Annotated in this window: 15 protein-coding genes; 10 read left to right on the top strand and 5 right to left on the bottom strand. The window is 67.1% G+C overall.

The annotated features are described in order from the left end of the window. Positions 1–32: 32 nt before the first annotated feature. From hpnJ to G3N58_RS06715, 4 genes are read left to right on the top strand one after another with little or no spacing between them, the layout of a single operon-like run. On the top strand, positions 33–1,454 hold the full coding sequence (gene hpnJ, locus G3N58_RS06700; protein ID WP_167038078.1) for a hopanoid biosynthesis associated radical SAM protein HpnJ: 1,422 nt from the start codon (positions 33–35) through the stop codon (positions 1,452–1,454). Then, on the top strand, positions 1,451–2,623 hold the full coding sequence (gene hpnI, locus G3N58_RS06705; protein WP_205998823.1) for a bacteriohopanetetrol glucosamine biosynthesis glycosyltransferase HpnI: 1,173 nt from the start codon (positions 1,451–1,453) through the stop codon (positions 2,621–2,623). Before hpnJ ends, hpnI (G3N58_RS06705) begins: the two co-directional genes overlap by 4 nt. Continuing rightward, complete coding sequence (locus G3N58_RS06710; protein ID WP_167282756.1) at positions 2,620–2,772, top strand: hypothetical protein; 153 nt, start codon at positions 2,620–2,622, stop codon at positions 2,770–2,772. Before hpnI (G3N58_RS06705) ends, G3N58_RS06710 begins: the two co-directional genes overlap by 4 nt. Beyond that, positions 2,769–3,827 (top strand): lysylphosphatidylglycerol synthase domain-containing protein, encoded by a 1,059-nt coding sequence (locus G3N58_RS06715; protein WP_167038082.1) that lies wholly within the window; start codon positions 2,769–2,771, stop codon positions 3,825–3,827. Before G3N58_RS06710 ends, G3N58_RS06715 begins: the two co-directional genes overlap by 4 nt. A 44-nt stretch (positions 3,828–3,871) precedes the next feature. Here the strand turns inward: G3N58_RS06715 and G3N58_RS06720 are convergent, their stop codons facing one another. Continuing rightward, a complete protein-coding gene (locus G3N58_RS06720) occupies positions 3,872–5,275 on the bottom strand; it encodes an ATP-binding protein (RefSeq protein WP_205998824.1) in 1,404 nt (467 codons plus the stop codon). Beyond that, entirely contained in the window at positions 5,272–5,931 is a 660-nt protein-coding gene (locus G3N58_RS06725; protein ID WP_205990326.1) for a response regulator transcription factor, read from the bottom strand. Before G3N58_RS06725 ends, G3N58_RS06720 begins: the two co-directional genes overlap by 4 nt. Before the next feature lie 364 nt (positions 5,932–6,295). On the opposite strand from G3N58_RS06725, the gene G3N58_RS06730 reads away from it, so the two are divergent. The 3 genes from G3N58_RS06730 to hpnK are packed head-to-tail and all read left to right on the top strand — an operon-like array spanning position 6,296 to position 8,840. Continuing rightward, positions 6,296–6,643: a hypothetical protein gene (locus tag G3N58_RS06730; protein ID WP_205998825.1), complete on the top strand. Its 348-nt coding sequence runs from the start codon at positions 6,296–6,298 to the stop codon at positions 6,641–6,643. 12 nt (positions 6,644–6,655) lie between these two features. After that, on the top strand, positions 6,656–8,032 hold the full coding sequence (gene hpnI / locus G3N58_RS06735; protein ID WP_205998826.1) for a bacteriohopanetetrol glucosamine biosynthesis glycosyltransferase HpnI: 1,377 nt from the start codon (positions 6,656–6,658) through the stop codon (positions 8,030–8,032). Then, a complete protein-coding gene (hpnK, locus tag G3N58_RS06740; protein ID WP_167038092.1) occupies positions 8,022–8,840 on the top strand; it encodes a hopanoid biosynthesis-associated protein HpnK in 819 nt (272 codons plus the stop codon). The genes hpnI (G3N58_RS06735) and hpnK overlap by 11 nt, the downstream gene beginning before the upstream one ends. Positions 8,841–9,023: 183 nt before the next feature. Here hpnK and G3N58_RS06745 read toward each other — a convergent pair whose 3' ends face one another. Genes G3N58_RS06745 through G3N58_RS06755 form a run of 3 tightly spaced genes read right to left on the bottom strand, consistent with a single transcriptional unit; the run spans position 9,024 to position 14,612 of the window. Then, positions 9,024–12,083: an efflux RND transporter permease subunit gene (locus tag G3N58_RS06745; protein ID WP_205998827.1), complete on the bottom strand. Its 3,060-nt coding sequence runs from the start codon at positions 12,081–12,083 to the stop codon at positions 9,024–9,026. Beyond that, on the bottom strand, positions 12,080–13,231 hold the full coding sequence (locus G3N58_RS06750; protein WP_205998828.1) for an efflux RND transporter periplasmic adaptor subunit: 1,152 nt from the start codon (positions 13,229–13,231) through the stop codon (positions 12,080–12,082). Before G3N58_RS06750 ends, G3N58_RS06745 begins: the two co-directional genes overlap by 4 nt. Continuing rightward, positions 13,221–14,612: a TolC family protein gene (locus G3N58_RS06755; protein WP_241017020.1), complete on the bottom strand. Its 1,392-nt coding sequence runs from the start codon at positions 14,610–14,612 to the stop codon at positions 13,221–13,223. The genes G3N58_RS06750 and G3N58_RS06755 overlap by 11 nt, the downstream gene beginning before the upstream one ends. Before the next feature lie 341 nt (positions 14,613–14,953). On the opposite strand from G3N58_RS06755, the gene G3N58_RS06760 reads away from it, so the two are divergent. The 3 genes from G3N58_RS06760 to G3N58_RS06770 all read left to right on the top strand — a co-directional run bounded on the left by G3N58_RS06760 (position 14,954) and on the right by G3N58_RS06770 (position 17,801). Further along, complete coding sequence (locus G3N58_RS06760) at positions 14,954–15,616, top strand: response regulator (RefSeq protein WP_205998830.1); 663 nt, start codon at positions 14,954–14,956, stop codon at positions 15,614–15,616. 8 nt (positions 15,617–15,624) lie between these two features. After that, positions 15,625–16,989, top strand: a complete 1,365-nt coding sequence (locus tag G3N58_RS06765) for an ATP-binding protein (protein ID WP_205998831.1) — start codon at positions 15,625–15,627, stop codon at positions 16,987–16,989. Between the two features lie 110 nt (positions 16,990–17,099). Beyond that, complete coding sequence (locus tag G3N58_RS06770; RefSeq protein ID WP_205998832.1) at positions 17,100–17,801, top strand: ProQ/FinO family protein; 702 nt, start codon at positions 17,100–17,102, stop codon at positions 17,799–17,801. The last annotated feature ends 29 nt before the right edge of the window (positions 17,802–17,830 follow it).

The following is a 17,830-nucleotide window of genomic DNA, read 5'->3' on the forward strand; positions in this document are numbered from 1 at the left end:
GAAAGCGCCTAAAAAGGCTTGCTGGAGCATCCATGAAAACCCTGTTCTTGCAGGCGCCGTCCTACGATGGCTTTGATGGTGGCGCGGGTTCGCGCTATCAGGCCAAGCGTGAAATCCGTTCATTCTGGTACCCGACGTGGCTCGCTCAGCCGGCCGCGCTGATTGCCGATAGCCGCGTGCTCGACGCGCCCGCCGACGGCCTCTCCGTCGAAGCCACGCTCGATATCGCCGCGCAATACGATCTCGTCGTCATCCATACGAGCACGCCGTCCTTTCCGACCGACGCACTCTTCGCCGAAGACCTGAAAAAGCGCAAGTCGTCGCTCCTGATCGGCATGGTCGGCGCGAAGGTCGCGGTCGATCCGCACAACTCGCTGACCGCGAGCGAGGCCATCGACTTCGTCTGCCGCGAGGAATTCGACTTCACCTGCCAGGAAGTGGCCGAGGGCAAGCCGTTCGCGCAGATCAAGGGCTTGAGCTATCGCGCGCCCGACGGCTCGATCGAGCACAACGAAGCGCGCCCGATCCTCGAAAACATGGACGAGTTGCCGTTCGTCGCGCCGGTCTACAAGCGCGACCTGAAGATCGACAACTATTTCATCGGCTACCTCAAGCATCCGTACGTGTCGATCTACACGGGCCGCGGCTGCCGTTCGAAGTGCACGTTCTGCCTGTGGCCGCAAACCGTGGGCGGGCATCGCTACCGCACGCGCTCGGTCGAGAACGTCCTCGCCGAAGTGAAGTGGATTCGCGACAACATGCCTGAAGTCAAGGAGATCATGTTCGACGACGACACGTTCACCGACTTCAAGCCGCGCGTCGAGGAAATCGCACGCGGTCTCGGCAAGCTCGGCGTCACGTGGTCGTGCAACGCGAAGGCGAACGTGCCGTATTCGACGCTGAAGATCATGAAGGAAAACGGCCTGCGCCTGCTGCTGGTCGGCTACGAATCCGGCGACGACCAGATCCTGCTGAACATCAAGAAGGGGCTGCGCACCGACATCGCGCGCCGCTTCAGCGACGACTGCCGCAAGCTCGGCATCAAGATTCACGGCACCTTCATTCTCGGCCTGCCCGGCGAAACCCAGGAAACGATCCAGAAGACGATCACCTACGCGCAGGAGATCAATCCGCATACGATCCAGGTGTCGCTCGCCGCGCCGTATCCGGGCACGACGCTCTACAACCAGGCGGTCGAAAACGGCTGGCTCGAAGAGAACAAGGTGATCAACCTCGTCAGCAAGGAAGGCGTGCAGCTGGCGGCGATCGGCTATCCGCATCTGTCGCGCGAGGATATCTATCACCAGCTCGAGAACTTCTATAAGCGCTTCTATTTCCGGCCGTCGAAGATCTGGGAGATCGTGCGTGAAATGCTGACGAGCTGGGACATGATGAAACGGCGTCTGCGCGAAGGCGTCGAATTCTTCCGCTTCCTGCGCGCGCACGAGGCGTGAACGCCGCGCATCTCGTCGCGCATTTTGCGGGCCTCGCGCTCGCGTATGCGTGCGCGGCGGCGGCGATTGTCGGCATCGGCTATACCGTGCTCGCGAGCGCGCTGATCGGGCGCTTCTTCGCGAGGGCGGTGGCCGAGCCCACGAGCTTTCCCCCCGTCACGGTCGTCAAGCCTTTGCACGGCAACGAGTGGGCGCTGCTCGACAATCTCACGAGCTTCTGCGAGCAGGACTATCCGGGGCCGGTGCAGTTCCTGTTCGGCGTGCACGACTCGGCCGACCCCGCGCTGCAAGTCGTCGACGCGTTACGCCGGCTGCATCCGGACGCCGATATGAGCGTGGTGGCCGATGCGCGTCTCTACGGCCCGAACCGCAAGATCAGCAACATCCTCAACATGCTGCCGCAGGCGCGTCACGATGTGCTCGTATTCGCCGACAGCGACGTGGGCGTCGGCGCCGACTATCTGCGCAACGTGATCGGCGAATTGCAGCAGCCCGGCGTCGGGCTCGTCACGTGCGCCTATCGCGGCCAGCCCGATCCGGGCTTCTGGCCGCGGCTCTCGGCGATCGCGACCAACTACCAGTTCCTGCCCGGCGTCGTCACCGGACTCGCGCTCGGGCTCGCGCGACCCTGCTTCGGCCAGACCATCGCGATGCGGCGCGACACCTACGAGCGGATCGGCGGCTTCAAGCCGTTCGCGCGGCATCTGGCCGAGGATCACGCGATCGGCGAGGCAGTGCGAGCGATCGGCGAGGACGTCGCGATTCCGCCGTTCGCGATTTCGCATGCGTGCGTCGAATCGAGCGCGGCGAAGTTGATCACGCACGAACTGCGCTGGAGCCGCACGATTCGCCGTATCGATCCACTCGGGCATTTCGGCTCGGCGCTCGTGCATCCGTCCGCGTTTGCGCTGCTCGCGCTGGTGTTTTCGGGCGCGGCGCTCTGGGCGTGGCCGCTCGTGCTCGTCGCGATGGGCGCGCGGCTCGCGTTGAAACTGTCGTCCGATCGCGCGTTGCGCAGGCCGTACCGCGATCTCTGGCTGCTGCCGCTCTGGGATATCGTATCGTTTGCGATTTTCGTCATGAGCTTCCGCTCCTCGCGCGTGATCTGGCGCGGCTTCAGCTTCAAGGTCGACGGCGACGGACTGCTGTCGGCGGCACAGGACGAATGACGAACGAACGGCAGGTTGGGCAGCGAATGATCGACAAGGTTTTCAAGGAAGCAGGCGGGCGCGGTTCGCAACACCGCCTGGTCGCGGCGGCACGCGTGACGAAGCGCCCGGCCGCCATCACCACGGCCTGCGAGGTCGGCGCGCGATGAAGCATCTCGGTCGCGCGGCCGCGCTTGCGGGTCTGCTCATTTCATTGTGGCTCGTGTGGCGCGAGGATCCCAGCGCCGTGCTCGGCGCCTTGCGCGCGGCCGGCGCGGGCCTCGTGCTGGCCGCGCTCGCGCACGTGCTGCCGATGATGGCCAACGCCTGCGACTGGCGCTCGCTGATTCGCGGCGCAAACCGTCCGAGCTTCGGCAGGATGCTGCATCTCGTGTGGGTGCGCGAGTCGGTCAACAGCATGCTGCCAGTCGCGCGGATCGGCGGCGAGCTCGTCTCGTTCCGCATGCTGAGGCGCTGGGGCGTGCGCTCGTCGACGGCGGTCGGCAGCATCGTCGTCGATATGCAGTTGACGGTCATCAGCCAGTTGCTGTTCACGATGGTCGGTATCGGCTTCCTGTTCGCCCACGCGCAATCGGGCACGCTGCGGCTCGCCGGACAGCTCGCGTGGGGCGTCGTGGTGCTCACGCCGCTGCTCGTGCTGTTCGCGCTCGTGCAGCACGCGAATCCGTTCGAGCGCATGACGCGTGCGCTCAACCATATGACGAGCGGCAAGCTTGCCGAGCTCGTCGGCCAGTCGGCGCAGATCGACCAGGCGATCAAGCTGATCTGGCGTCGCCGCGCGGTCATACTGCGCTATCTGTTCTTCTGGCAGCCGCTGCAATGCTTCCTGACGTCGCTCGAAATCTGGCTCGCGCTGTATTTTCTCGGCGTGCACGTGACGCTCGTCGAAGCGGTCGTGATCGAGTCGCTGATCCAGGCGATCAGCAGCGCGGCGTTCTTCGTGCCAGGCGGGCTCGGCGTGCAGGAGGGCGGCTTCATTCTGATCGGCGGCGCACTCGGCATCGATCCGGCGACTTGTCTCGCGCTCGCGGCCGCGCGGCGGATTCGCGACCTGCTGATGTTCGTGCCGGGGTTGATCGCATGGCAGTTCGCCGAGTCGGCCGGCAACCGGCCCGCCCAGACCGTGCCGCATGACATGCGGGCGGAACTGGCCGAGCAGGGTTCGGCGCTCGGCGAAGCGAACCTCGAACGCGGCCGGCGCTGAGCGTTGCGCCGCGCTCGGTGCATCGTGCTTCAGTGCGGCGTGCTTCAGCGCGTCGCCCCGTAAGCCGGAAACGACACCTTCACCGCCAACCCGCGCTCGCCGATACCCGCGCCCAGTTGCAGGCTCGCGCCGAAGTGCTCGGCGATCCGCGCGACGATCGATAGACCCAGCCCGCTGCCCGTCGCCTGATTGCCGGGCGCGCGGAAAAAACGGCTCGTGAGCCGCGCGAGATCGTCGGGCGCGACACCTGGGCCGTCGTCGCGCACGCACACCTGCACACGCTCGTCGGCATGCTGCACGGCCACTTCGACCGTGCCGCCCGCGCGCCCGTACTTGATCGCGTTATCGAGCAGATTGTCGAGCAGGATACCGATCAGCACCGGCTCCGCGTCGATCTCCGCGAGCAGGTCGCCGGTCAGCATCACGTTGATGTGTTTCTGCTGCGCGTTGCGCAGATTCGCGAGCAGCGTGGTTCTGGCGATCGTCGCGGGCTTGAGTGGCTCGGTCGGCAACTTCTCCTGCGCGTCGAGGCGCGCGAGCAGCAACAACTGCTCGGCAAGCCGCGCGCTGCGATCGACGCCTTGCACGACGCGCTTCATCGCGAGCCGCTGCAAGGCGACGTCCGGTTCGGCGAGCGCGACCTGGGCCTGCACCTTGATCGCGGCAAGCGGCGTCTTCAGTTCGTGCGCGGCATCAGCGGTAAACGCGCGTTCGCGTTCGAGCGAATGGTGCAGCCGCGACAGCATCTGGTTGATCGCGTCGACGAGCGGGCGCACCTCGATCGGCGTGCGGCCGATGCCGACCGGCTCCATGCGGTTGATGTCGCGCGAACGGATCGCCACCGAGAGGATTTTCAGCGGCGCGAGACTGAAGCCGATGCTGATCCACACGAGCAGCGCGAGCACCGGCAGCGCGATCAGCGTGGGCCGCGCGATGCGGCTCGCGACTCCGCTCACGAGGTCGCTGCGCGTATTGGCCGGCTCGAATACGCGCACGCTATGGCCGAGCGTCGTGTCGCGCAGCGTGAACGAGTGATAGAGCTGGCCGCCCAGCACGATGTCCTGCGCGCCGCTCGCGGCGGGCAGCGGCAAGTCCCAGGCGGCGAGCGCGTGTAGTTGCGGGCTGCCCGCGAGAACCTCGCCGTTAGTCTCGCGCACCTGGAAGAGGGCGTCGCGCGGCAGCGTGTCGTCGTCGTCGAGCAGGCTTGCGCCGGGCTCGCCGCCTTTTTCCTCTTCGCGCACGTCGATGCGCGCATTGGCGAGCGTGCTCAGGTTGGTCGAGTCGAGCAGCGCGAGAATCTGCGCCAGTTCCGCGAGACGCGCCTCTTCCCATTCGCCGACTTCGCGCGACGCCTGCCGGTAGCTCGAGACGAGCGCGATGCCCCACACGAGCGCGATGCTCGCGAGCACCAGCAGCACGAGACGCCGGCGAATCGACGGGCCCATCACGGCTTCTCCATCACATAGCCGATATTGCGCACGGTCTTGATGAGGCCCGCGCCGAGTTTCTTGCGCAGGTTCGACACGTGGACCTCGATCGCATTGCTTTCGATTTCTTCCTGCCAGCCGTACAGGCTTTCCTCGAGTTGCGAGCGCGACTGCGGAATGCCGAGATGGGTCAGCAATTGCAGCAGGATGGCCCATTCGCGCGAGGTGAGCGGCACGCGCGTCTCGTCGATCTCCACCGTTTGCGCGGCGGGGTTCACTGTCAGATTCTGGTAACGAATCAGATCGATACTGCGACCTTGTGCGCGGCGCAGCAGGGCCCGGCAACGCGCGATCAGCTCGGTGAGATCGAAGGGCTTGCCGAGATAATCGTCGGCGCCCGCTTCGAGACCGCCGACGCGCTCGATCACGCTGCCTTTTGCGGTCAGCACGAGCACCGGCACGTCGTTGCCGGCGTCGCGCAGCCGCGTGAGCAGCTCCATGCCGCTCACGCGCGGCAGGCCGAGATCGAGGACGATCAATGCATAACGGGTGGTGTCGAGCGCGAGGCTGGCCTTGTGGCCGTCGCAGGCCCAGTCGACCGTGAAGCCGGCCTGGCGCAGACCGGCTTCGACACCGCAGCCGATGAGCTCGTCGTCTTCTACGAGGAGTACACGCATGGGGCAGAGATTCCGTTTTTCAGGTTTATTGCATAACTCCCGGCGGCTTGTGCAAGCGCCGGGGCGCGGCATCCTGGTGGGACGATGCCGTTCGTCAGCTACTTCATACCATAGGTTTGCTTAAGGTATCCTTCAGCTTGAATCGATACCATCGACGCGCTATTTATGGATGGTCGCCGCGGGTTGCGAGATGCGCGCGAGGCCATCGGGTTGTCAGATTGTCGAAAACTTATCGCAAGGACTTCGACTGATTGACGCGGTAGATATTTCAGGCCGATCGGGGCGTCGATCAACGTGTTCGAGCAGCCCCCGCCGATGACGCCGCGCATCCGTTCAGGCCGCAAGGCCACGCACAAGGCACGTTATGAAGCCAGCCACCATCGACATGCTGCGAGCCCATCTGCTGGTCGCCTCGGTCACGGCCATGGGCGCCGACACGCTGCTGTGCGTCACGCTGCCGATGCTGCCTGTATCCCACACCTTTTTCGCTTCCATGTCGTTCCGTCTGTTCGCGCTCGCGCTGATCGTCGGCGGCGTGGTGGTCGCACGCGAATTCGCGCAGGTCGCGTTCGAATTCGCGGTGAAGCACGATTACGCGACGGCAGGCGGCCATGTATCGCCGGTTGCGATTGCCGCCGGCTGTCCGCGGCGCTGGCTCGTCGTGCTTCATCTGCGCCTGACCGGGCAGGCGTTCGTGCTGGCCGGGCACTGACGGGCACGGGCGATGGTGGCGCAGGTGCTGAATGCATGCCAATGGGTCCTGCTGGCAGGCTGTATCGGCGCAACGCTGTACACGGTGGTGGCCGCCGTCGCGATGCCGTTTTTCGGCGTGCGGCGCGACGCGGCGCCGAAGTGGTTCGCACATCGATGGGCCCGTCGATCCGCTGCCCATGGCGATAATCGAAGCGCGGCCGGCGCGGCGCTTGCTCATGCTGGCGGCACCGATACTGCATACACCGCTCATACCCCGAACAGCTCGTGCGTCGAGCCGCCGCCCCGTCATTTCGCGCAGGTCGGCGTCAGCGTACTGAAGCCGCTGTGCGGCGCCGAACCGCGTCTCTACGAAAATCTGCGCACGTTTTGCGAGCAGCGGCACGGGCATTTTCAGCTGGTGCTCGGCGTGTCGTCGCCGCACGATCCCGCGATTGCGGTCGTGCGCCGCTTGCAGGCCGCTTATCCGCGGCACGACATCGAACTCGCGATCGACACGCGCGTGCATGGCAGCAACCTGAAGGTCAGCAATCTCATCAACATGGCGGAGCGCGCGCGGCACGACGTGATCGTGATCGCCGATAGCGACATCGCCGTCGACGCCGATTATCTCGACAGCGTGGCCGCGCCGCTCGCGGACCCGGGCGTCGGCGTCGTCACCTGTCTTTACGTTGCGCGCGGGGTCGGCGGTTTCTGGCCGCGCGTGGGCGCGCTTTTCATCAACGAGTGGTTCGCGCCGTCGGTGCGCGTCGCGCATGCGTTGGGCTCGCGCCGTTTCGGCTTCGGCGCGACGCTCGCGCTGCGGCGCGCGACGCTCGAACGCATCGGCGGCTTCGACGCGCTGAAGAACTGTCTCGCCGACGACTACTGGCTCGCCGAGCACGTGCGCGCACTCGGTCTGCAAACGGTGCTCTCGCATGTGGTGGTCGCGACCGACGTGATCGAGCCGACCTTCGCCGCGCTCTGGCAACGTGAAACGCGCTGGCTGCGCACGATCCGCTCGGTGAATCCGCCCGGTTTCATGTCGTTGCTGATTACGTTTCCGACGCCGTGGCTCCTGACGAGCGCATGGCTGAGCGCGACGTTTGCCGCCCACGCCTGCGTGCACACGCCGTTCGCATCGCAGTACGCCGTGGTTGCGAGCGCGACGGCGAGCGTGGTGTGCCTGGGGGCGCGTTTGCTGCTGCATCTGCGTGCCGCGCGGCGCGAGCGCACCTTCTGGCGCGATCTGCCGCTCGTGCCGCTGCGCGACACCCTGCTCGCGCTGCAATGGCTCGTCAGCGCGTTCGGCTCGCACGTCGTGTGGCGCGGCGCGCGCATGGGACTCGAAACGCCGGCTGCCGAGCGCGGCGGACGGCTTCCCGCCATGGAGCCCTCGGATGGCGGCTAAGCCACGCGGCCTGATCGTGACCGCCGACGATTTCGGCTTGCACCCGCGCGTGAACTGCGCGGTCGAGCGCGCGCATCGCGACGGTGTGCTGCGCGCGGCGAGCCTGATGGTCGGCGCGCCGGCCGCGAGCGATGCGATCGAGCGTGCGCGCAGATTGCCGCAGTTGCGCGTGGGTCTGCATCTGGTGCTCGCCGACGGCGCCGCGCTCGCGCCGCGCGCGGAGATCGCCGCGTTGCTCGACGAACACGGTCGCTTCGGCAGCAACATGGTGCGCGACGGTGTGCGGTTTTTCTTTCTGCCGCACGTGCGCAGACAACTCGCGCGCGAAATCCGCGCGCAGTTCGAGGCCTTCGCCGCGAGCGGGCTCACGCTCGATCACGTCAACACGCACAAGCATTTTCATCTGCATCCGACCGTGCTCGGCCTGATCCTCGAGATCGGCCGCGACTACGGCATGAAGGCGATGCGCCTGCCGTTCGAGGCCAATGCGCCGCTGTGGCTGCGGCCGTGGATCGCGCAGGTGAAGAGGCGTCTCGAACGAGCCGGCATCGCGCATAACGACTACGTGGTCGGGATCGCGGCGAGCGGCCGGATGGACGAAGCGGCATGGCTTGCCGCGCTCGCCGATCTGCCGCATGGCGTCGGCGAGATCTACTGCCACCCGGCGGTCGAAGGCGAGGCGCTGAGCGCCGGCATGCACGACTACCGTCATGCCGACGAATTGCACGCACTGCTGTCGCCGCGGGTGGCCGCCGCGATTCGTGCGCTTGGCGCGCCGGTCGGCGGCTTTGCGGACGTGCTCGCCTGACGCGTCGATGGGGTGGCGATGAGGTGGCAATGAAGCGTCGTGTCGCGGATTCGATGCGGATGCCGCGCGACTCCGGCGCGATATCAACGCACGGCACGGCAGCAGCCAGGTCAGCAGGTACGGCTCGTAGCACGGCACGCCCGGCACGAATGAACCCGGCGCGCCGCGTCACCCGGCGACACCTCACACCGTCTGCTTCTTCATCAGCAGCCTCAACAGCGCCGGCAACAGCAACAGCACGAGCGGCAACTGCACGATCAGCCCGGAAATGATCGCGACCGCGAGCGGCTGCTGCATCGCCGAGCCTTGCCCCAAGGCAAATGCGAGCGGCAGCAGCGCGAGAATCGCGGCAATCGTCGTCATCGCGATCGGGCGCAGCCGATTGCGACCGGCGCTCTGCAGCGCTTCGTGAAACGGCATCTCCTCGTCGCGCACCAGCGCCTGCAATTCCGACACGTAGAAGATCGCGACCTCGGTGACGATGCCGACGATCATCGTCATCCCCATCATCGCCGAGATGTTCAGCTCGATGCCGGTGACCCACAGGCCGATGAACACCGCGCCCGCCGCGAGCAGCGGCATCGCCAGCACCGCGAGCGCGACGCGCAGGCGCTCGTAGAGAAACAGCAGCAGGCCGAACACGAGCGCGATCGCGGCGCCGAACACGGTCAGGAGCCCCTTGAACGCGATCTGCTGTTGCTGATACAGGCCGCCCAGTTCGTAGTAGACGCCGGCCGGCAGCAGGTTCGCGTCGCCGAGCGCTTTCTGCACGTCGGCGATCGTCGAGCCGAGATCGCGGCCGTCGATGCGCGCGGTCACCGCGACCATGCGCTTCAGATTCGAGCGGCTGATTTCGGGCTGGCCCGTGACGGTCACGCGATCGGCGACGCGCTTGAGCGCAAACAGATGCCCGTCGGGCGCGCGAATCTGTAACTGGCCCAGTTGCGTATCGGTGAGTTCGCGCGCGCCGCTCACGCGCACCCGCACGCCGACCGTTTTCGGGCCGCTCTGGAACTGCGTCGCGACATTACCTTCGAGCATGTCGGTGACGGCCTGCGCGATCGCTTGCGGGTCCATGCCCTCGGCCGCCGCGGCAGCGGGCAGGATATGCAGCCCGAGCGCATCGCCGGCCGGGTTGATGCCGTCGTCGACGTCGACGATGCCCTGAATCTGGCCGATACGCGCCGCGACCTTGCGCGCGGTGGCCTGCAGCGTGTTGGTGTCGTCGGAGAAGATCTTGATCTGCACCGGCTGCGGCACGGCCGTCAGGTCGCCGATCAGGTCTTCCATCAGTTGCGCGAGTTCGATGTTGACGCCCGGCACCTGCGTTTCGACCCGCGCGCGGATTTCTTCCATCACGGTCTCGATCGGTTCGCGTTTGCCGGACTTGAGCCGCACGAAGAAGTCGCCCTTGTTCGGTTCGTTCAGATCGCCGCCGAGACCCGCGCCGGTGCGGCGCGAATAGGTCGCGACGTTCGGATTCGCGCGGATGATCTGCTCGATCTGCTTCATGAGCCGGTCCGTTTCGGTGATCGAGGTGCCCGGCTGCGTGTGATAGTCGAGCACGAAGCCGCCTTCGTCCATGCTTGGCATGAAGCCGCTGCCGACGCGCGTGAACGCGAACGCGGCCACCACGACGAGCGGCAGCACGCCGAGCAGCACGAGCGGCGGCCGTGCGATCACGCGCGCGACTAGCGCCGCATAGCGCCGGTTCAGCCACGCGGCGAGGCGTGTTTCCGCGTGTTCCTCGGCGTCTTCGGGCTTGAGCCAGTGGTCGCACAGAATCGGCACCGCGAGCCAGGTGACGAGAAACGAAATGAACAGGGCGCTTGCCATCGTCACCGACAGTGCCTTGAAAAACGCGCCCGTCACGCCCGACAGAAACGCGAGCGGCACGAAGATAATCAATGTCGCCGCCGACGAACCCGCGAGCGGCCGCGTGAATTCGAGCGCCGCGGCCATCACGCGGCCATGAAACGCGTGCGCGCCGGCCTCGCGCATGCGCCGCACGATGTGCTCGATCATCACGATGGCGTCGTCGATCACGAGGCCGACCGCGGCGGCCATGCCGCCTAGCGTCATGATGTTGAAGCCCATGCCGAACACGTCGAGCAGCAGGATCGTCGCGGCCATCACGACCGGCACCAGCGCGACCGCGATCGCGGTGATCTTCCCGTTGCGCAGGAAGACGAACAGCGTCAGCGCCGCCAGCACGATGCCGATCAGGATCGCGTCGCGCACGCTGGTGGCCGAGGCGATCACCAGTTCGCTCTGGTCGTACCAGTTCGACAGATGCACGCTCGCGGGCATCTGCGGCCCGAACGCGGCGAGCTTCGCGCGGATCGCGCGCGCCATCGCGACGCTGTTCGCGCCGGGCTGCTGATAGATGTTGAGCAGCACCGCGTCCTGGCCGTCGGCGGTGACGCGCATCCATTGCGGCACGACGCCGGCGCGCACGGTGGCGACGTCGCCGAGGCGGATCTGTGCGCCGTTTGCATTGCCGTTCGCGGAGACCACGACGTTGCGCAGTTCGTCGAGCTGCGTGATCGTCGTGTTGCTGACGACGAGGTAGAGCTTGTCGTGATCCTCGATGCGGCCGTTCGCCATCAGCACGTTGCTTGCGCCGATCGCCTTCGAGACGTCCGCGAGCGACAGCTTGTAGGCGGCGAGGCGCACGGGATCGACCGCGACTTCGAATTCGTCCTGCGCGCCGCCGGTCACCTCGACGCGCGCCACGCCTTCCACCGACGACAGCAGCGGACGCATCTGGAACTGCGCGAGATCGCGCAGCGCCGAGAGCGACTGCTGCGTCGAGGTCAGGCTGTACGCGAGCACCGGAAACACGGTCGGGTCCATGCGCCGCACCTGCATCGTCGTGCCGGGCGGCAGCGTCGCGAGAATTTCGCTGATCGCCGATTGCGCCTGCAAGGTCGCCTGCGCCATGTCGGTGCCCCAGTCGAAGTTCAGCGAGATTTCCGCGGCGCCGCGGCTCGTCGTCGAATCGACGTCGCGTACGTTCGGCACGCGCCGCAGCGCTTCCTCGACCGGCATCGTGACGAGCGTCGCCATCTGCTCGGCGGGGCGGTCGCCGGCATCGAGCGAGACGACCGCGCGCGGAAACGAGACATTCGGAAACAGCGAGATCGGCAGACGGAACGCGGCGAGCGCACCCGCGATCGCAAGCAGCGCGATCACGAAGAGGAGCGAGCGGCGATGCGTCTGCATCCATTGGCCGAAGTTCATCGCGACGCGTCTCCCCCAGTGCGCACCGCCATGCCGTCCGTCAACTCGTAGTTGCCGCTGACCACGAGCCCGAGCGCGGCATCGAGCGAGCCGTCCACGCCATAGTTCGCGCCGTTTTCGACCGCGATCGTCACCGCGACGCGGCGGGCCTTGTGTTGCGGCGTGATCTGGAACACGTACGCGCCGTGGCGATCCTTCAGCACGGCCGCGCGCGGCACGATCCAGTGCGTGCCGGCGCGCGTCGCGACGTCGGCGGCGACGCGCGTGCCGGGGATGAACGGCGTCTGCGCGAGCGGCACGTCCGCGCCGATATTGACCAGTTGCGATTGCGGGTCGATCGCGGCGCCGACGAAGACAACGCGGCCCGTGGCCGTGGTCTGCGCGAGCGCGGCGGAGAGGCCGCGCAAGGTCACGGTGTCGCCGGGATGGATCGCGCCCGCGTCGGCGGGTTCGACGCCGAGCGTCAGGTTCGCGCGGGCGGTTTGCGTATCGCCGGCGCGACCGCTCGCGAGTTGCAGGATCGCCGCGCCGGCCTGCACCTGGTCGCCTTGCGCCGCGGACAGTTGCAGCACTACGCCGTCGAACGGCGCGCTCACGGTCTTGTCGCCGCTCGCGACGCCGGTTTGATGCTGCGCGGCGAGCGCCTGCCGCGCGTCGTCGGCGGCTTTGCTCGCGCTCGCGAGTTGCGAGCGCGTGGCAAGCCCCTTGTCGTAGAGCGATTGAGTGCGCGCGAGCTCGCCCTGTGCGAGCGTCAGCGCGCTCGTCGCCTGGGTGGCGGCCAGCACGGCGGCGGGGTCGGCCTGCACGACGAACAGCGGCGTGCCGCGTCTGACGCTCTGGCCGGCCTGCACGCGCATCTGCACGATGCGCGCGAGGTAGGGCAGGTTGATCGTCGTGACGCTCGACGCGGAGGTGGCAACGACGCCGAAGCCGCGCACCGGTTGCGCGATTTCGGCGCGCTGCACGCGCACGGTCTGAACGGCCACCGACGGTTGCGGCTCGGCGGTGCTGCTGTCGGCTGCATGAGCCGCAGGCGCGGAGGCGTACCACAGCACGGCGCAGGCGAGCGGCGCCGCGACGGCCACCGTGGCCGCGGTGGCGACGGCGCGCGGCCACGACCGCAACGGTGAAAACAGGCTATTTCGCATGAGTGTCGATGAATGTCTGGGCGGATGAGAAGGCATCGGGAATCGCGCTGCCGAGCAGCGCCTGCAAACCGACACGTTGTTCGGCGAGCGATTCGCGCAGCGTCGCGACGTCGATACGTTTCGTGAGCGCGGCGCTTTGCGCATCGGTGTAGGCACCGAGCGAGAGGTCGTGATCGGCGTAGGCCGCGGCCGCCTGCCGGGCGGCGTGCTCGACGTCGGGCCGCGCGGACTCGGTCTGCTGCAACTGCCGCGCGAGAATCGTGCTGTCCTCGCGCAGATGCGCGACGTCCGCGTAGGCCTCGTTCAGGCGCGTCTGGTATTCGTCGCGCAGCCGCGCACGTGTGGCTTTTTCGATCGCGACGTTGCCCTGGTTGCGGTTGAAGATCGGCAGGCTCAGGTTGATCTGGAAGCCGCTCGTGTAGATGTTCGAAGTGTCGCGCGCGCGCACGAAGCCGACCGACAGGCTCGGGAACTGGCTCAGAATCGCTGCGCGATATTTCTGCTCCTGGGCTTCGTAGCCGGCTTGCAGCGCGATCAGATCGGGGCGGCGCTGCGCGAGTCTCGCGAGCGCCGCGTCGAGCGTGTCGTCCGCGAGCGGCGTGATGTCGCTGTCACCTGCTTGCGTTTGCAATTGCACCTGCACGTCGGGCGCGAGGCCGAGCAGCGCGTTCAGGTCGTGATGCGTTTGCGCGGCCGCGCGTTCGGCGTCGGTGTATTGCTTGCGCGCGTCGCCGTAGGCGAGCAGCGCGGCGCTCAGCACGTCGTCGGTCAGATTGCCGTCGCGGCGCGCCTCGGCCATGCGCTCGTAGCGCGTGCGCGCGAGATCGCGCTGTTCGCGCAGCAGCGGCAGCGTGTCCTGCTGGAAACGCGTCTTGATGAACAGCTGCCGTGCCTGCGCGACGACCTGCCACTCCTGCCACAGCAGGCCGAGATCGGTCTTCGCGAGCGTCGCGTCGGCGGACTGTTTATTCGCGCTGCGCAGCACGATCGCCATCACGTCGATGCTCAGGCCATAATTGAACGCGCGCGTGGTGCCGGCCGCACCCGGGTAATCGCTCGATAGGCTCAGTTGCGGATCGGGCAGCAGTCCCGCCGAATAGGCCTGTGCGCGCGCGATGCCGAGATCGTCGCGGGCGAGCTTGAGATCGGGATTGTTGGCGACTGCGAGCATCGCGACTTCGTCGATATCGAGCCCGTCCGCGGGATCGAAACGATGCGCGGCCAGTTCGGGCAGCGGCATCGTCGCCGGATCGATGCGGATGCGTTCGAGCGAGCGCGTCGATGTCGAGGTGTCTTGCGGCGCGAGCGGTTCGCGATGGTAGATCGCGCAGCCGCCGAACAACAGCGCGCACAGCGGCGCGAGCAGGCGCAGCCGGCGCAAGGGGCGAAGGAGGCGAAGGCGAGGGCAGCGGCGGGGCGCCGAAGCTGTCGCCGCCGATGCGGGCGCTGCAAAAGCCGCCGCCGTAGCGTGAAAAACAGGCAAAATCCGGCTCCTGAAAGAGGTCGGGGCCATCACGAACAATCACGAACGGATGCCGCGAAATGGAAGCCGATTCTGCTCAACGGGCGCTTAAGACATGCTTAACGTGCCTCGATGCACGACGTTGCGGGCACCATCGCCAGGCGCCGCGGCACGCCGACGATCTCATCGGAGTCCTGTAAGGAACCGTTAAGCTGCTGCATTCGATAATGCCGCGGCCCACACCGCACGAAGGAGAGGCCATGCGCCTGCTATTGGTCGAAGACGACGAGATGATCGCGGAAACGGTGCTCGGCGCGATGCGCCGCGCCGGCTATGCGATCGACTGGGCCGAGAACGGCCGCGCGGCCGAACTGTCGCTGGATAACGGCGTGTACGACCTCGTGCTGCTCGATCTCGGCCTGCCGAAGAAAGACGGCATCGACGTGCTCAACGCCTATCGCCGCAATGGCGGTGCCGCGCCGGTCATCATCCTGACCGCGCGCGACGCGATCGACGAACGCATTCGCGGTCTCGACGCCGGCGCCGACGACTATCTCATCAAGCCGTTCGATCTCGACGAACTGGCCGCGCGCATCCGCGCGCTGCTGCGGCGGCGCACCGGCCAGAAGCAGCCGGTCTATGCGCACGGCGAACTCACGCTCGATCCCGCCGCGCACGAAGTCGCGAAGAACGGCGAGCCGGTGCCGCTCGTGCCGCGCGAATTCGCGCTGCTGCAGGCGCTAATCGAGGAACCCACGCGCGTGTTCACGAAGGCCGAACTCGAAGAAAAGCTCTACGGCTGGGGCGAGGAAGTCGGCAGCAACACGATCGAAGTGCATGTGCACAGCTTGCGGCGCAAGATCGGCGCGGACCAGGTCGTCACCGTGCGGGGCGTCGGCTATCGCCTGAAGCGATGCGCATAACGTCGCGCATGACGTCGATTCGCCGCTGGCTGCTCGGCTGGCTTATCTTCGGCATGGCGGCGACCTCGGTGGTCGCGGCCTTCGCGATCTTTCACACCGCGCGGGGCGAGGCGAGCGAGCTGTTCGACTACGAGCTGCGCACCGTCGCGCTGTCGTTGCCGTCGAACCTGCGCGGCGTCGCGCTCGGCAAGCAGCGCGAACCCGATCTCGGCGATCTCGCCGACGACCGCATCGTCATCGAAATCTGGGAGCACGGCGATCAGCCGGTCTACCACTCCGCGCAGGCGCCGGTGCTCGAACGCCTGCCGCCGGGCTTCAACACCGTGCGGCACGGCGATAACCAGTGGCGCACCTTCGGCGTCGACCAGAACGACCGCTACGTGCAGGTCGCGCAACCGGTTTCGGTACGCGAGGATCTCGCGCTGCAGCTCGCGCTGCACACGCTGTGGCCGCTCGGCGTACTGCTGCCGGTGACGATCGTGCTGGTGCTGCTGGTGGTGGCGCGCGGGCTCGGGCCGATCGGCGGCCTGTCGCGCGCGCTCGCCACGCGCTCGATCGATTCGCTCGAACCGTTGCGTCTGGACGGCAGCGTGCCGGTCGAAATCAGGCCGCTCGTCGAAGCGCTCAACGATCTGCTGCAACGGCTGCATACGGCGTCGCAGGCGCAGCGCACCTTCATCGCCGACGCCGCGCACGAACTGCGCTCGCCGCTCGCGGCGCTGAAGCTGCAATTGCAGGCGGCCTCGCGCGACGGCACCTTGAAGGGCGAAGGCCACGCGCTCGAGCGCGTCGAGCAGCGCGTGAACCGCATCATTCACCTCGTGCAGCAACTGTTGACGCTCGCGCACGAAGACGCGCAGCCGGTCGCGTCGATGGTGCCGGTCAGCCTGCGGCGCATCGGCGAGCAGGCGGTCAGCGACTTTTCGCTGCTCGCGGAGCTGCACGAGATCGATCTCGGGCTCGAATGCGAAGGCGCACGCACGCCGAACGACGCGTATACGGTGCTCGCCGAGCCGCACGGCATGAGTGTGCTGCTCGGCAACCTGGTCAATAACGCGATCCGCCATACGCCGGCCGGCGGACGCGTCGACGTGATTCTCCGGCGCGCCGGCGAGCAGGTCGGCTGCGAAGTGGTCGATAGTGGCTCGGGCATTCCCGAGGCGGAACTCGAACGCGTGTTCGACCGCTTCTATCGCGGTACGGAATCGAAGGGCGAGGGCAGCGGGCTCGGGCTCGCGATCGTCTCGCGGATCGCCGGTCGCCACCGGCTGTCGCTGTCGCTGCGCAACAATTCCGGGCGGCCCGGTTTGAGCGTCGCGGTGTCGGGTCTGCGCGCGCACGATGCCGAAGCGCCGCTGCCCGCCGCGAGCTGACGGTGCGCCCACTCATGCGCCCATCCATATGCCGCTGAGGGTTGTCACGAGGGCGTTTGCGCACGCTGCTACAATCGCGTTTTTACAGATCGACGGATTGGTTGTGCATTATGGGTTTCGAACAACTCGCTGAACTGAAGAAGCAACTGGCGGCGGCACGTGCGGCCGCCGAGTCGGGCGGCAAGCCCGATCGCAAATCGGCTGCGCGGCCCGCTTCGAAGTCCGCCGCCAAGCCGGATGCGCGGTCCGGTTCGAAGCCGGGCGCCAAGCCCGGTTCCCGTCCGGATGCGAAGCCGGGCGCGCGGCCCGCGCGCCCGCCGCAAGCCCAGCCGCAATCGCGCGGCGCGGCCCAGACGAGGCCGGTGGCGGATGCGAAACCGGTGGACCCGGTGGTCCGCTCGATCGGGCGTCTGCAAAAACGCTTCCCCGTGGCATTCCCGAAGAACCCGGCGCCGAAGTTGCCGCTGAAAATCGGCATTTTCGAAGACCTCGTGGTGCATGCGAAAGACCTGTCGCTGACCGAAGCCGAACTGCGCGACGCGATCAAGACGTGGTGCCGTGGCGGCCGCTACTGGAAGAGCCTCGTGGAAGGCGCCGCGCGCGTCGATCTGACGGGCACCGAGGCCGGCAAGGTCACGGCGCAGGAAGCCGCGGGCGCGCAGCGTCTGCTCGCGCATCGCGCGGCCAAGGGTGCGCAGAAAGCGGCGGCAACCGCGAATGCCGCCGCGGGCACGCAGGATGCGGCGGCCGGCAAGCCCACGGCCGAAGCACCGTCGGCCGGGAGCGGAGCGGCGACACGTAGGGGAACGTAGGTGCGCAAGTGGTAGGTATAGGTTGGTGT

The sequence above is a fragment of the Paraburkholderia sp. Ac-20342 genome (assembly GCF_017104985.1).
Lineage (GTDB): Bacteria > Pseudomonadota > Gammaproteobacteria > Burkholderiales > Burkholderiaceae > Paraburkholderia.

Bases quoted from the DNA above. Each gene is read 5' to 3' on its own strand.
- hpnJ (WP_167038078.1), top strand. From the start codon at position 33: ATGAAAACCCTGTTCTTGCAGGCGCCGTCCTACGATGGCTTTGATGGT.
- G3N58_RS06715 (WP_167038082.1), top strand. From the start codon at position 2,769: ATGAAGCATCTCGGTCGCGCGGCCGCGCTTGCGGGTCTGCTCATTTCA.
- G3N58_RS06725 (WP_205990326.1), bottom strand. From the start codon at position 5,931: ATGCGTGTACTCCTCGTAGAAGACGACGAGCTCATCGGCTGCGGTGTC.
- G3N58_RS06770 (WP_205998832.1), top strand. From the start codon at position 17,100: ATGGGTTTCGAACAACTCGCTGAACTGAAGAAGCAACTGGCGGCGGCA.
- G3N58_RS06760 (WP_205998830.1), top strand. From the start codon at position 14,954: ATGCGCCTGCTATTGGTCGAAGACGACGAGATGATCGCGGAAACGGTG.
- G3N58_RS06765 (WP_205998831.1), top strand. From the start codon at position 15,625: ATGACGTCGATTCGCCGCTGGCTGCTCGGCTGGCTTATCTTCGGCATG.
- G3N58_RS06710 (WP_167282756.1), top strand. From the start codon at position 2,620: ATGACGAACGAACGGCAGGTTGGGCAGCGAATGATCGACAAGGTTTTC.
- hpnI (WP_205998826.1), top strand. From the start codon at position 6,656: ATGGTGGCGCAGGTGCTGAATGCATGCCAATGGGTCCTGCTGGCAGGC.
- G3N58_RS06750 (WP_205998828.1), bottom strand. From the start codon at position 13,231: ATGCGAAATAGCCTGTTTTCACCGTTGCGGTCGTGGCCGCGCGCCGTC.
- G3N58_RS06745 (WP_205998827.1), bottom strand. From the start codon at position 12,083: ATGAACTTCGGCCAATGGATGCAGACGCATCGCCGCTCGCTCCTCTTC.
- hpnK (WP_167038092.1), top strand. From the start codon at position 8,022: ATGGCGGCTAAGCCACGCGGCCTGATCGTGACCGCCGACGATTTCGGC.
- G3N58_RS06730 (WP_205998825.1), top strand. From the start codon at position 6,296: ATGAAGCCAGCCACCATCGACATGCTGCGAGCCCATCTGCTGGTCGCC.